Raw genomic sequence first — 14741 nt, 5'->3', positions numbered from 1 at the left:
TGTTTTTAGCGTTTATAGGTACAACACTTATAATAACGATTTGTTTCTGATTTTATTGCGTTATAGCCATTCTTATGATTTGATAAAAGCACAACCTTCTGGTTATAATTAGGCAAAAGGTTGTGCTTTGTTATTGTTCTTTATATCTTCGTGCAAGTTATTCAGTCAAATCAACTGCATAGTATCCGGTTTTACCGTTAGGATAAATACCTGTGATAAACATTACTTTATCCCTATTGTTCCCTTTCATAATACTGTTGAATATATCTTCGACATCGCTTACAGATGATACAGGGGTGTTGTTGATGCGGAGGATAATAAATCCATTTCTTATTCCGGCAGCTTGGAATTTACCGGCTTTAATACCGTCAACTTGTACACCATAACGGATATTCAATTCTTGACGTGTCTTGTCTTTCAATTCTTTGAAGGCTGCCCCTAAAGAATCTATGCCAACAGCTTTACTTACAGTTGTATTGCCCTGGCTATTTTTCAACGTAACTTCAATGTCTTTTGTTTGTTTATTGTGCACGATAGTTACTTTGATTTTGTCACCTGGACGATAGCGGTTGACCTGTTCTTGTAGTTCGGCAACATTTTTAATTTTGACGCCATTAATAGCTTTGATAATGTCTCCCTTCTTTATTCCTGCTTCCATTGCAGCACTACGTTCGTTTACTTCTTCTACATATGCACCGTCCTGTACATCAATATCTTTTTCTTTTGCCAATTCAGAGTTTATAGGACGTATAGCGATACCTAAGACTGCTCTTTGTACAGTTCCGTATTGTTTTAAATCGGTAATCACTTTACTTACAATACTTGTAGGGATAGCGAATGAGTATCCTGAATAGGCCCCTGTTTCGGAATATATAGCAGTATTGATTCCAACTAATTCACCATTGGTATTAACTAATGCTCCACCGCTGTTTCCCGGATTTACTGCAGCATCAGTCTGGATAAATGATTCGAGCCCCATAGTATGATTTTTACTATTACTTGAGATTATCCCTAAGGAACGGGCCTTAGCACTTACAATACCGGCGGTTACAGTAGAGGTTAATTGGAAAGGATTACCTACAGCTAATACCCATTCTCCTACCTTCAATTTATCAGAATCTCCAAAAGTAATGATAGGAAGGTCTTTAGCTTCTATTTTTAATAATGCAAGGTCTGTAGAAGGATCTGTTCCTATGACTTTTGCATTAAAAGACCGTTTGTCATTCAGGGTCACTTCTAATATATCAGCACCGTCTATTACATGGTTATTGGTTACGATATATCCGTCAGTCGAGATAATAACTCCCGACCCCATACCGACACGTGGTTGGGGTTGCATATTACCATTACCTCTTTGTCCAAAAAAGAATTCAAAGAAAGGGTCTGGCATCATACCTTGTTGCTGAGCTTTTGTGTTTGTTGTCGATTTTATACTTACTACAGCATTTACTGTACTTTCCGCTGCTTTTGTAAAATCTGTTTCTACAGCTGGAGCATGTGAGGTCATCGAATACCCTACTGGTCTGGCAAAAACGGATTCATTTTCAATACTACTGCTATTTCTTATTGATTTTGATGCATTTAGTAATGAATAAGCACCGATTGAGATGCCCGAACTAATAAGAGCAACAAGAGCGAAACTTAATAGTTTTTTTCTGTAATCTTCCATAATTCTGTTTTATTCAAATGTTAAATTAATGTTCGTTTTAAATATTTCAGTCGTTAAATTTAATACAATATTCGTGCGTTTATTCTATACTGTCATGAATTTTATAAACTTTTAATAGCACACATACCGACTTAACAGCACTTAACGCAAATATGATTGGAGACCCGACAAAGTTGCTGTGTTTTACTGACATAAAGTCTGTATTTATAATTAATAGTATCAAATAACTGACAAATTATGGTTTATTTGATTGTGTTGTAAGAATTGAAAAATGAATACATAATGAGATGAACTGAAATGGTCTTATATTTCATAGAATATATTAAGTTGGAATATGGAAAAAATATATATTTATGTCTGTATTTTTTATTTTGGGATTAGTTGGATTGATATTAAATGATAATGGTGCGCTGTTTTATAGATTTTGTCAGACAGTGAATATATATTTTTCATTATAGACCTGATTTATATTAATTGAGTAGAAATAATGTAGAGGGTTACGTTTAAAGTTCTATTTCTTCTTTTTTCGAGAATTGATTAGAGATGTAAGATGATATTATTACATGTCAAAATATTCGATTATTTATAATTTGTTACTACAGTAAAAATTATAGAGTAGTACTCCAAAATTGATTATTCGGTAGAAGTTGATACAGAAAAATTTTTTGATAGGATATTGCTCCTGTTATATTTTAGTATAAAAAGTATATTTTGTATTAAGCTTAAAGTTAATCAGATTCCGATACTAATGTTTGCATAAGCCGAGCTGAAGGTGTATCTTTGTACAAAATACAGTAGGACAATCTGTCGCTTATGTTTTTTACATATGAGGAAAGTCCGGGCAACACAGAGCACCATATTTCTTAACGGGAAGCTATCCGTGAGGGTAGAGTAATGTAACAGAAAATAACCGCCTTTGAAAAAAGGTAAGGGTGAAAAGGTGAGGTAAGAGCTTACCGGTTTTTATGGTAACATAAAGAGCCGTACATCTTATGGGTTGTAAGGTTATGTATACCGACGTTGTAGGGCTGCTCGTCCGATGTCGGGGGGTAAACCGCTAGAGCTTTATGGTAACATAAAGTCAAGATAAATGACAGATTCCTTTTGAAATGAAGGTACAGAACCCGGCTTATCGGCCTACTGTATTTTTTCTATAAAAAAAGATGTCAGAAAATACAAAATAAGGTATTATTTGTTTTAGAGGATATACGTTTGTTTCTTTATTTAGAAAGGAAATAAAGATAATGACGATATATATAAATGGGTTACTGTAATCTTTCCTTAATTAATGGTTAGAAAAATGGCAAAGATATCAATCATAGAGCGTTTAAAACAATATTTTCATTGGGGACTTAAATTTGTACTCGAAGATATGTGGCGTATTACAGAGAATGAAGTGTCGGGTACTCGCCAGAGATTGATTAATTTGGTTAAAACTATCTATATATCGATACGCCGTTTTATTGAAGATGATCTTATGTCAAAAGCTTCGGCTTTGACATATAGTACATTATTGGCTGTAGTTCCGGCTTTAGCCTTGATTTTTGCAATAGCGAAGGGTTTTGGATTTCAAAATATCATACAAAGCCAGTTGTTTGATTACATTCCAGCACAAAAAGAAGCCTTGTCTCATGTCCTTACATTTGTGGATGCTTATCTTAATCAGGCCCAAAGTGGAGTTTTTGTAGGAATAGGATTGATTTTTTTGTTTTGGACGGTAATAAGTTTGATGGGAAATGTTGAAAATGTTCTAAATGATATATGGCAAGTAAAGAAAAACCGTTCATTTTATAGAAAGATTACCGATTATACCTCAATGTTTGTTATTTTGCCTATTTTGATGATTGCTTCCAGTGGTTTGTCTATTTTTGTTTCGTCAGGCATAAACAATAGTGTCTATCTCAATTTTATTAGTCCTTTGGTTCGTAACCTTTTATCTTTTGCTCCTTATTTTCTTACATGCCTTCTTTTTACAGGTATATATATACTGGTTCCTAATACGAAAGTAAAATTTTTGAATGCATTTGTTGCAGGTATTATATGTGGAACCGCTTTTCAGATTTTTCAATATGTATATATTAGTGGACAAATTTGGGTATCTAAGTATAATGCTATTTATGGGAGTTTTGCATTCCTTCCGTTATTTCTTTTGTGGATGCAACTTTCTTGGCTTATTTGTTTGTTTGGGGCAGTATTGTCTTTTTCGGCCCAAAATATTCAGAATTATAATTTTGAAAGCGATACTAAAAATATAAGCCGTAGATATAAAGATTTTTTTTCTATACTGATTGCGTCTGTAGTGGTTAAGCGATTTGAAAGTGGAAAAAGTCCTCTTACCAGTGAAGAAATATCTAATTTATATCATATACCCATTAAACTTACAGGGCAAATATTATATCTTTTGGTTAAGATAAATATTCTGATAGAAACAGCTACTGATGATGAACGAGTTTTAGCTTATCAGCCGGCAATGGATATAAATCGGATAACAGTTGGATTATTGTTGTCCCGTATTGATCGATTAGGGTCTGAAAATTTTAAGATTGATCAAGATTATCTCTATCATGACCAGTGGGAATCCCTGATACACTCAAGGGAAGAAATGTACAAAGTTGCTGATCATATTTTATTAAAGAATATGAATTTGAATGAACCGTTGCCGTTAAAGTAATGTTGGCGGAATATTTTTAGGCAAATGGTGGGAGGCTTATTCTTGACTTTATATTTAATTAGTTGTACCAAAAGATATAAAGATTTAGGTAAGTTGCAAAAATTAGCCATAGTATGTACGGAAAAAATAAAGCGGAACTGATTTTGTTTATTTTAAAGCTTTTGCAAGTATAATATATAACAGCAATATCAAGTATTATAATGTTTGCTAAGCCCCATAGAGGGTTGCGTAGATAGAAGAATAGGATACTCCATGAAAAATTGAAAAATAATTGAATGATAAATAACCATATCATATTCTTTTTTTCAGAAGATTTTGAACTAATGATTAGTCCGATCGAAAGTCCCATGCATATATAAAGGAATGTCCAAGCTATAGGGAAGACGATATTCGGAGGTGTTAGCGAAGGTTTATTTAAATGGGGGTACCATTCGTGTATCGACGTTGATTGAAAAAAATTTGCTGTTAATCCCACCAGAAAACAAATAAATATGGGAATGAGAATATTGGCTAACTTTTTCATAATATTGTTTTTCTGTAATAACAGAAATACTGTTTAGTTTGTTTTTACAAATAGGAAAATAATAAAAAAGAGAAACAAATTATTATATGATATGGATATAAATCAGGTGTATTTTCTAATGCTTTTCGATAAGATATTTCCAGAAGCGAACGGGCATGTTTTGACGATGAAGTTTGGGATTTATACGTTCTTGTATTGTGGTTGCTTTGAAGTATTCTTTCCAAAGCTGTTGGAATAATTTCTCATCTTTATCCATGATATTTTCATTTAGTAGACCTGAAATAAATTGGATATCTTTGAGGTTATCAAAAGTTATTTCTTTTACTTCGGATAAGTCATAATAATAACCATAGTTGCGTTTCATGTCATAAATAAGCCATTTTTGGTCTTTAAATCTTCTTTTCAGATGTTCAATAACTAATGATAGGACATTATAAAGAGGTTCTATTGCAGCAAAATAAATTCCGTCAATGGTTTTTTGAAAACGAAGGAATTGAATGATTCTACCTTTTTCTTGCCCGACTTTTCTTCCTATTTTACTTATTTCGAGAACATCGGGATCTCCAAAATTTAATTCAATAGATTGTTTAGCATCTATAACTTTATGTATATATCTGAACATAATAATGTCAATATTTGGCAATTCTGAAAGCCAACAGGCAGCTAAACAAGAAAGTGCTAATTTGGACAATTTATGTTGCAGACATATCCATACACGGCTCGATTTTTCATTGTCAGTATATATAGTAATTAGTTCATCATAAAACAAGGGTAGAGAATCTTTTTCGGATAAAAGAAAATCGGGGAAGCTTTTTTTAAAATAAGCGTCGAATATACAGGTTAGTAACCCTTCAAAAGTTTTATCATATATGAAAATTGTCATTCTGCTGAATCAAAAGGAATATTTAGTTGTAGGTTTCTGGGGTTGTTTTTAGGCTTGGAGATAAATAAGTTTTTGATAAAATTGGGAGACATTTCATGTATAGTTTTTGGTGGAAGTTCTCGACAAGTAATAAAATATTGAGCTTTTTTCATAATGATACCTATTTTTTTTAGTTGATATGTTCCCAAATTCCCGTGACGGCGCGATACAATAATCAATTTTGCAGATTTTATGCCTATTCCAGGCACTCGTAACAACATTTCATAATCAGCTCGATTAATGTCTATTGGAAAGTATTCAGGATGGCGTAAAGCCCATGATAATTTGGGATCTATGTCAAGATCCAAATCAGGGAATGTATCATTTACTATCTCGTCTACTCTGAAAGAATAGAAACGAAGCAACCAGTCAGCTTGATATAAACGATTTTCTCTTATCAATGGAGGATGCTTTAGCATAGGTAATCTCTTGTCATATTCATTAACAGGAATATATCCGGAATAGTAAACTCGCTTCATTGTTGGCTTTTGATAAAAGGCTGAAGAAAGTTGCAGGATATCTTTGTCTGTATCTGTCGTAGCTCCTATAATCATTTGTGTACTTTGTCCTGCAGGTGCAAATCGATGAGCATACCTATATTTTTTTCGTTCCTCAACACTTTGTAAAACTCCTTGTTGTATATATTGCATGGGTTCCAGTATACTTTTGAAATCTTTTTCAGGAGCTAATTGTCGTAGACTTTTTTCATTGGGAATTTCTATATTGACACTCAGTCTGTCGGCATAAAGTCCAGCTTCTTTGACCAGTTCTTGACTAGCACCTGGAATACTTTTCATATGGATGTATCCATTAAATCGGTGTATCGAACGTAGGTCTTTTATTACTTTGACAAGTCTTTCCATTGTATAGTCTGGGTTGCGCACAACTCCGGAACTTAGAAATAATCCTTCAATATAATTTCTTCTATAAAATTCAATAGTCAAATTGACCAATTCGTTCACTGAAAATGTTGCTCTTGGCAAATCATTACTTCTCCGGTTTATACAATAGGCGCAGTCATAAATGCAATTGTTGGTAAGCATTATCTTTAGTAACGAAATACATCGGCCATCCTCTGTGAAACTATGACAGATGCCCCATCCGCTGGTATCTCCGATTCCTCCTTTTTTATAGGAACGAGATACTCCACTGGAAGCACATGAAACGTCATATTTCGCAGATTCCGCTAGAATCTTTAGTTTATTGAGGACATTTGTGTTCATCCTTGATAAGGAAATAAATAGAATTGCAAAAGTAAGAATATTCTTTGGGTTTTATCTAAATTAGAATGGATTAACGATTGTGTAAATATTAATGGTTAAACGTTATAAATACAAGTTGGCTGAAGCAGAATAAAATATTATAAGGATAGAATTTTTGTCTGAGAAGATTAAGAAAAAGGAGTTGGAAATGTCCTAACTCCTTTTTCTTATAAATATTGATTTTAGAATTAAATTCCTAAGGATAATTTGACTGCTTCTATTTTTTTGTCAGCTGCAGCATCTGCCTTTTCGTAATCTTCTCGAGATTTCAATTCTCCTTTTACTTCAATATAGAACTTGATTTTAGGTTCAGTTCCTGATGGCCGGATAGAAACTTTGGTTCCATCTTCTGTAAAATATTGTAATACATTTGATGTAGTAGGCATATCAATGGTATATTTTTCATTTTCTGTGAGATCATTAGCTACCAAAGTTGCATAATCTTTGACTAAGATGACCTTAGAGCCGGCAATTTCTTTCATTGGGTTATTGCGATAATTTTTCATCATCGCCTCAATTTCTTCAGCTCCGGATTTCCCTTTGCGGACAACAGAGATACCCTTTTGTTTTGCATATCCGTAGGTTAGATAAATGTCCTGTAACATTTCATACATAGTCTTTCCATTATCTTTAGCCCAGGCTGCAATTTCAGCCATTAAAGCGCAGGCAGATACAGCGTCTTTGTCGCGAACGAAATCTTCAGCGAGGAATCCATAGCTTTCTTCACCTCCACCGATATATTTCATTTTGCCTTCATTTTCTCGTATTACGGCTGCAATCCATTTGAATCCGGTGTAACAGTCAAAATACTTCACATTGTTTTTATCGGCAATATTCTTAATCAATTCTGTAGTAACTATTGTTTTTACAATATATTCGTTTCCTGTTAGTCGTCCTAATTCCCGATACCGAGTGATAAGATAGTTTAAGAATATCATTGCAATTTGGTTACCATTAACCAAGATGAATTCGCCTTTGTCATTTTTAACAGCAATACCTATCCGGTCTGCATCTGGGTCTGAAGCTAAGACTAATTCAGCTCCTGTTTCTTGAGCTTTTTTGATAGCCATGTCTAAAGCAGCCGGTTCTTCAGGGTTGGGAGAGACCACTGTCGGAAAATCTCCACTGACTATATCTTGTTCGGGGACATGAATGATGTTACTAAATCCATATTCCTTTAAAACTGCAGGAATCAGTTTCACACCGGTACCATGTATTGGAGTATAAACAATCTTCATGTCTTTATGTCGTTCGATTGCTTCGGGGCTTAAAGATAAAGTTTTAATTCTTTCGAGGAATAATTTGTCTATTTCTTCTCCGATTATTTCTATTAAATTAGGATTACCTTTAAATTTTATATCTTCTACCGAGCGGATTTTGTTTACTTCAGCTATCGTGTTTTTATCATGAGGTGAAATCATTTGGGCTCCATCATTCCAGTACGCTTTATATCCGTTATATTCTTTAGGATTGTGTGATGCAGTAAGTATAATTCCACTTTGACATCCTAATTCGCGTATGGTAAAAGACATTTCGGGAGTAGGGCGTAAAGATTCAAAAAGGTAAACCTTGATTCCATTTGCAGAAAATATATCAGCAGAAGTTTCAGCGAATAAGCGGCTGTTATTTCGACAATCGTGTCCGATTACGACTTTGATTTGGGGTAAATCTGCAAATTCTTTTTTTAGGTAATTTGATAATCCTTGAGTAGCAGCGCCTACTGTATATATATTCATACGATTTGTTCCAGCACCCATAATACCACGCAAACCACCTGTTCCAAATTCCAGGTCTTTATAGAAAGATTCAATCAGTTCGGTTTTATCTTCATTTTCAAGCATGCGACGAACTTCGGCTTTTGTCTTTTCGTCATATCCTTGTCCTAACCAAGTCTGAGCTTTCGCTGTAACTTCTTTCAATAATGTTTCGTTTTCCATATCTAAAATGTTAGTGTATAAAATTCCTAAACGCAATATACAAATTTAATACTAATTTTTCGAAATTAATGGTTTCGATAAAGATAATTCTATTTGTAGAATTAAAATCTTACTTTTAGCCGTTCTCCCGCATCTTTGGCAACTGCTCGATAATATTCTTCCGAATACCCGGGGAATTCTGGTGATTCGGGCAATCCATAACCATTATCCATAAATTGTCCATCTCTTTCTCTCTTTATATTTCCATCCAAATATTTTACCATCAAGTATTCACCCAATTCTTTCCAGCGTGCAGTTGATCTTTGAGCTTGGGCTACACTATAAGTCGTGAGAAAACGTATAGCTGCATCTTTATCATTTTTATATAGGTCGATTGCCGCTTTCTCTATGGATGGTTGCCAAGTATTGAACTCATTTTCCAATTGTTGCTGTACTGGCCGTATATCTTTTATCATATAATTGTATCGGGCATATGCCATATTTGCTACCCAATTGTGTATCCAGAATGCAGAGGTCCATGAAAGTTTGTATAGACTGCCGTTTTTAGGATTAAAACATTCGGGAACTTCAGTGGCACTACAATAGATAGGTATATATACGCAAGTGTTGGTATCGTCTACTCCAAACCAAAGCACACCGCCGACAGCATCAGGTAACCAGTTGCGCATTTGTGCTACCAGTGTAAATCCGGTTTGTTGGGTCGCAATGGCTCTTTCTTGTGTATATTCGACACTATCTACAGTAAAAGTCATAGGGCGAAAACGATATGGGACTTTAAACGGTCCGGCGCCTACATCTTGAGTCATGTCGAAAGGAGTATTTTCAAAATGGTCGCGCATAGCGTCTTTCATGTCTTGAGCCGATAGTTTTCGATTAGGTTTTACATATAGAGGAATTGGTGTTTTGGATTCTCCGTTGATATAAGATAGGTAATCATCCATCGTATTATTGAATTTACGGAAAAATGACCAGACTCTTGCTTCACACCCACGGAGAGCTCCAAAATCAGCAGGTGCATATGCATTGGCGAAACTGAAATCTTTGTTTAGTCCATCGAAATATCCTTTTTCTCGAGCAAAAGAGATTACATCGGGAGAATAAACACAATTGTCTTTATCATCTAATGGAAATGTGTGGATACGTGCTTGATTGGCATGAGCTGAAATACAATCGTCTGGAATACGTACAGCGACCCATACGGCTCCTTTGTTATGCACACCTTTACCTATCATTTCCATTATCCATACCTCATTAGGGTCAGCAATAGAAAAAGATTCTCCGGAACTGTAATAACCATGTTTTTTTACTAAGTCTGTCATTACTTTTATGGCTTCACGAGCAGTCTTGGCTCTTTGCAATGTAATAAACATAAGGCTACCGTAATCTATTATTCCTGTAGTGTCTACCAATTCTGGACGTCCTCCCCACGTAGATTCAGTGATTGATAGTTGGTATTCATTCATGTTTCCCATAACAGCATATGTCGACTCTACTTGAGGTATATGGCCAAGAGGCTTTCCTGTATCCCATTCTTTGACTTCAAACATTGTATTTTCAGGATAATGAGCTGCAGGGATATAGACTAATGAGCCATACAGGGTGTGAGAATCTGCAGCATATGTGATGAATGTGCTACCGTCTGTTGTCGCTCCACGGCCAGCTAATAGACTGGTACAAGCGTCGGTATTTGTTATATGCCAACAACAGATTGTTGCGAATAGAATAAAGAATTTTTTCATATGTTTTATATTTTCAATTTATTTGTTTAACAGTTGTATTCGTATTTGATTGATTACCAATAAAATTCTTTTTTGTATTGTTTTATATTACCACAAGAATCTATTACCTCGAAATGTAGACTGTGTTTTTTCCCACGAACAGTGCGTGGTGTTTCTAGAGTATGCTGAGCAATTGAGGTTTTTCCATCCATTGAAAATATGACAAATTTTCCGTCAATTTCTCCTCGGAAAGATTTTATTCCACTTTGTGTATCTCCGATTCGGAGTCGAATACGTCCTGATCGTCCCCATTTTTCTGGAGTTAAAGGTGTGATTGTAGGTGGTATACTATCTACCTTAACAGTAAAGCGTCCCAAGTCTCGGACTGATACAGTTATATATCCATTTTCATAATTGCCACAAAATGCGGATTCGCCTTTTTTGCCCAATCGAGCAACGTAGTATTGTTTTTTGTCTTGGATTGTATCTTTGGTAATCTGTATTTTTAAGGTTGTGTAAGTATGAAGAGGAATATTCTCTTCCCCTAATGTGTATACTGGTGAGAAATATTCGGAGTATTCATTGTTGTATCCATATTTTAAGTCGATGTTTTCATAAAGTGCTCCTTGTGGTAGTTCCCAGTATATACCTTTTCCTTTAATTATGTTTTTTTTGTGATAAGGCAAATGATATGAGTTTTGTGGAAATGTTGTGTCGGGGATATCTTGTTTACGCCCTTTTATTATCATGTTAACAACGGAAGTATTGCCGTATATGTCAGAAAGCTCATATCGAATCTGGTAGTCTTTTTCTTGTTGAATTTTGAATATACCTCGGTCTATGACATTTGTGTAAATAGGTAATTGATTTCCCGGGGCTACATATGAACGCATGTAAAATGACTTGTTATTTTTCCAGTCGGCATAATCGATAAGAGAATTTACTGCTCGGTTTACATCGAACGAAAGATCATTGATTTCAAAGGAATAGATTGGGGAATTATCAACAAATATTTTCAGCGAATAAATACCATATATGTTTGATGTATTGTTCATATAGTCGTAAGCTTTAATACCAAAGTAAATGTCACCCCAAGCTGTGAAAGTATCATTAATAATGTATTTCTCGGAAGTTTCTATAGCAGGAGTTGCTATTTTTCTATGAGAACTTCCATTGATAACACCTTTACCTTTTACAGGGTAAATCGCTATGGAACGAACGGAGGGACATTTGGTGTCAACTAATTTATTTTTAAAATAAGGAGCAGGATTGATGAGATTTTCTGATTCTGTATGACGCATTTCGAAATGTAAATGCGGCCCTCCAGAACTTCCTGTGTTACCGCTATAAGCTACAAGTTGTCCTTGCTCTACTTTTAATTCATCTTTTTTTAAATAAAAATTTACGGAAAAACTTTCTTCTTCATATTGTTTTTGTTTCACTATTTTGTCAATATAAGGAGCAAAGCGGTCGAGATGCCCATAGACAGTAGTTATGCCAGATGGATGGTCTATATAAAGAGCTAAACCATAGCCGTAAGGTGATACGCTGATACGTGATACATATCCTTTATCAGCAGCATATATAGGTAATCCTGTTCGACCTTGAGTTTTAAAATCAAGGCCTGTGTGAAAGTGATTGTTTCTTAATTCTCCGTAATTTCCGCTTAGTAATAGAGGTATTTTTAGAGGTGATTTTATGGTAATTGTATCCTTTGCATAAATATTTGACAAGTAAGTCGGTATGATACAAAAGAAAAGAAACAATAGGGAATATTTCATAATTAAGCATTTTTTTGAGGAGATACAAAAATACGAAAAATAACAAAAGGATGAAAGTTTAGAAATTGAATATAAGGATAAAAAGGATAAAAATTAAAGAGGAAGATTATTGTTTTTTGAATAAAAAGATGTTTGTGATGAATTTTTTAAACATATTATTTTCTGCAAATCAATTTTTTAGTGGGAAAAATTTTTTTGATAAAGAAATGAGTGAAATAAAAAAACTGTAGAACTTTTGCTGAATTAAAAAATTTAATATACCTTTGCAGACGCAAAAGAGAACGGGTGCGTTCTTGTAGTAAAGGGTGCGGTAGTTCAGCTGGTTAGAATACATGCCTGTCACGCATGGGGTCGCGGGTTCGAGTCCCGTCCGCACCGCAAGCTTACAAAGCAAAATTAGGAAAAGCTCTGATTCACAACAGAATCAGGGCTTTTTTGTTTCCGGGCGGAAGCAGAATATAGCGTTTCTATGAAGTTTGTCAGGTGCAAATTCAGGGTCCTTTTTTAGGGACAATAAAAAAGCACCTGAAATGTATAATACTTCATTGATTATCATGTTTTTGCGTAGGATTTTCCTGTTCCTCATTTTCTAATTTTACAACGTAAATAAAGTGGTATGAAACAGGAATCAATGAAAGTTCTGTTCTTTATCCGTAAGAGCAGACTAAAGAAAAACGGCGAGGCACCGATTTTTCTGCGGGTGACAATTAACGGACAATTGGATGAAGTTCGGATTCAACGTTCTGTTCCGTTGAAGTTATGGGACAATGTGAAGGAACGCAGCAAAGGAAAAGACCGGAGTTCAACGGAACTGAACAGCTATATCGAGGCATTAAAAGTAAGGCTGTATCAGATTCACAAGGAACTTCTCTGTCGGGAAGCCCTGATTACCCCAAAGAATCTTCTGATAAAGTTATTCTCTAAAGAGGAACGGCATCTGGTTTTGCAGACTATGCGGAAATGTATCGATGACTGGATTTCCCTGATCGGTACGGAGTACCAGCCCTCCACCATTTCACGTTATAACAACTGTTATGAATCGTTGCAGACGGTCATTAAGGATTTCTACAGGAAAGAGGATATTACATTCCATGAACTGAATGGGGAATTCATCGACCGGTTTGAGATGCATCTGAGGACGGTACGCAAGCTTTCCCAGAATACCCTGACCAAGTATATGAGCTGTTTCCGCAAATTTCTCGGACTGGCCCGGGAAAACGGATGGCTGGAACTGGACCCGTTGACCGGAAAACGCAAGCGTCTGTTCCGGAAGGAAGAAACGTGTCTTACGTTCCTGACCCTGGAAGAACTGAAACGGATTATGGAGAAGGACTTTTCCACGACACGTCTGAACACCGTGAAGGATTTTTTCCTGTTCTGCTGTCTGACCGGCCTGTCGTACATTGATGTGAAGACTTTGTGTCCGGCACATCTTTACAAGGACAATGAGGGGAAACTGTGGATACACAAAGCCCGCGTAAAGATTACTACTCATAAGGAAAGCTGTACCTGCAATGTCCCGCTTCTGGAACCCGCACTTGTCATTCTGGAGAAATACAAGGACTGGAATCCGGAAAATCCTGAAGGTCCCTGTTTCCCGATTCCGTCGAACCAGAAGATGAACGAGTTCCTGAAAGAGATAGCCACTCTGTGCCGGGTAAACAAGCGGCTGACCGTCCATGTGGCCCGGCACACGTTCGCGACGACTGTTACCCTTGCCAACGATGTCGCCCTGCAGAATGTGTCGAAGATGCTCGGCCATTCTTCAACCCGCATGACACAGCATTATGCCCGTGTGTTGGACAACAGTATCATGAAGGACATGCAGGATGTCGCCCGGGTCTTCGGATAATCAGAAAAGGCTATACTTCACAACGCACAGTGAGGTATAGCCTTTTACATAAGGAAGAGTTGTCTGCTTGTATGGATTGGCCTCGCTTTTACCGGGATTATCTCTTCTTCCCTTTTTCAATCAGTCTGATAACATCCTGTCTCCGATAATAGGTTTTCCGGTCAATCTGGGAGAAGGACAAGGTACCGTTGCTTCTCATGGCCTGCAGTGTTCTCTGCGATATGTTCAGTGTCATGCATACTTCCTGATTGTCCATCCAGTCATCCAGACTCTTTGAGGTTTTCCTGCCTTTGAGGTTTTCCAGTTTTTCTTTCAGCAGTCGGATGGATGTTATCATTTCTTTGAAAGTACCGGCTTCAATGTTTACGATTTCCATAAAGTATAGTTGTTTGGTTTGAGGCAAAGA

The 14741-nt window shown here is 35.9% G+C and carries 10 protein-coding genes, 1 tRNA gene and 1 other RNA gene; 4 read left to right on the top strand and 8 right to left on the bottom strand.

What is annotated here, in order from left to right; genetic code table 11:
- Positions 1-157: 157 nt before the first annotated feature.
- On the bottom strand, positions 158-1669 hold the full coding sequence (locus Cop2CBH44_RS05325; RefSeq protein ID WP_021931558.1) for a Do family serine endopeptidase: 1512 nt from the start codon (positions 1667-1669) through the stop codon (positions 158-160).
- Between the two features lie 791 nt (positions 1670-2460).
- Here Cop2CBH44_RS05325 and rnpB point away from each other — a divergent pair.
- Positions 2461-2817: RNase P RNA component class A (gene rnpB / locus Cop2CBH44_RS05320), an RNA gene on the top strand.
- Positions 2818-2969: 152 nt separating this feature from the next.
- Positions 2970-4340 carry a YihY/virulence factor BrkB family protein gene (locus Cop2CBH44_RS05315; RefSeq protein WP_021931560.1) on the top strand — a complete coding sequence of 457 codons (1371 nt, stop codon included), beginning with the start codon at positions 2970-2972 and terminating at the stop codon, positions 4338-4340.
- Positions 4341-4398: 58 nt separating this feature from the next.
- Here Cop2CBH44_RS05315 and Cop2CBH44_RS05310 read toward each other — a convergent pair whose 3' ends face one another.
- The 6 genes from Cop2CBH44_RS05310 to Cop2CBH44_RS05285 form a co-directional block, all read right to left on the bottom strand.
- Positions 4399-4863, bottom strand: coding sequence for a TspO/MBR family protein (locus Cop2CBH44_RS05310; RefSeq protein ID WP_021931561.1), 465 nt, complete (start codon positions 4861-4863; stop codon positions 4399-4401).
- A gap of 115 nt (positions 4864-4978) precedes the next feature.
- Complete coding sequence (locus tag Cop2CBH44_RS05305) at positions 4979-5746, bottom strand: TIGR03915 family putative DNA repair protein (RefSeq protein ID WP_200755685.1); 768 nt, start codon at positions 5744-5746, stop codon at positions 4979-4981.
- Complete coding sequence (locus tag Cop2CBH44_RS05300) at positions 5743-7008, bottom strand: putative DNA modification/repair radical SAM protein (RefSeq protein ID WP_021931563.1); 1266 nt, start codon at positions 7006-7008, stop codon at positions 5743-5745. Before Cop2CBH44_RS05300 ends, Cop2CBH44_RS05305 begins: the two co-directional genes overlap by 4 nt.
- Positions 7009-7235: 227 nt before the next feature.
- Complete coding sequence (locus tag Cop2CBH44_RS05295; RefSeq protein WP_200755684.1) at positions 7236-8984, bottom strand: phospho-sugar mutase; 1749 nt, start codon at positions 8982-8984, stop codon at positions 7236-7238.
- 101 nt (positions 8985-9085) lie between these two features.
- The gene (locus Cop2CBH44_RS05290; protein ID WP_021931565.1) at positions 9086-10723 is read right to left on the bottom strand and encodes a dipeptidase; all 1638 of its coding nucleotides are present in this window, start codon (positions 10721-10723) and stop codon (positions 9086-9088) included.
- A gap of 53 nt (positions 10724-10776) precedes the next feature.
- Positions 10777-12483, bottom strand: coding sequence for a M23 family metallopeptidase (locus tag Cop2CBH44_RS05285; RefSeq protein ID WP_200755683.1), 1707 nt, complete (start codon positions 12481-12483; stop codon positions 10777-10779).
- Between the two features lie 304 nt (positions 12484-12787).
- Between Cop2CBH44_RS05285 and Cop2CBH44_RS05280 the strand changes: the two genes are divergently transcribed.
- Positions 12788-12861, top strand: a tRNA-Asp gene (locus tag Cop2CBH44_RS05280).
- Between the two features lie 238 nt (positions 12862-13099).
- Positions 13100-14335 carry a site-specific integrase gene (locus Cop2CBH44_RS05275; protein ID WP_200755682.1) on the top strand — a complete coding sequence of 412 codons (1236 nt, stop codon included), beginning with the start codon at positions 13100-13102 and terminating at the stop codon, positions 14333-14335.
- Positions 14336-14432: 97 nt separating this feature from the next.
- Here Cop2CBH44_RS05275 and Cop2CBH44_RS05270 read toward each other — a convergent pair whose 3' ends face one another.
- The gene (locus Cop2CBH44_RS05270) at positions 14433-14711 is read right to left on the bottom strand and encodes a helix-turn-helix domain-containing protein (protein WP_200755681.1); all 279 of its coding nucleotides are present in this window, start codon (positions 14709-14711) and stop codon (positions 14433-14435) included.
- Between the last annotated feature and the right edge of the window lie 30 nt (positions 14712-14741).

The organism is Coprobacter secundus subsp. similis (genome assembly GCF_015097275.1).
In the GTDB taxonomy this organism is placed as follows: Bacteria; Bacteroidota; Bacteroidia; order Bacteroidales; family Coprobacteraceae; genus Coprobacter; species Coprobacter secundus.
Note: the sequence above shows the minus strand (reverse complement) of the source record. Positions and strands in the feature narration are given on the sequence as shown.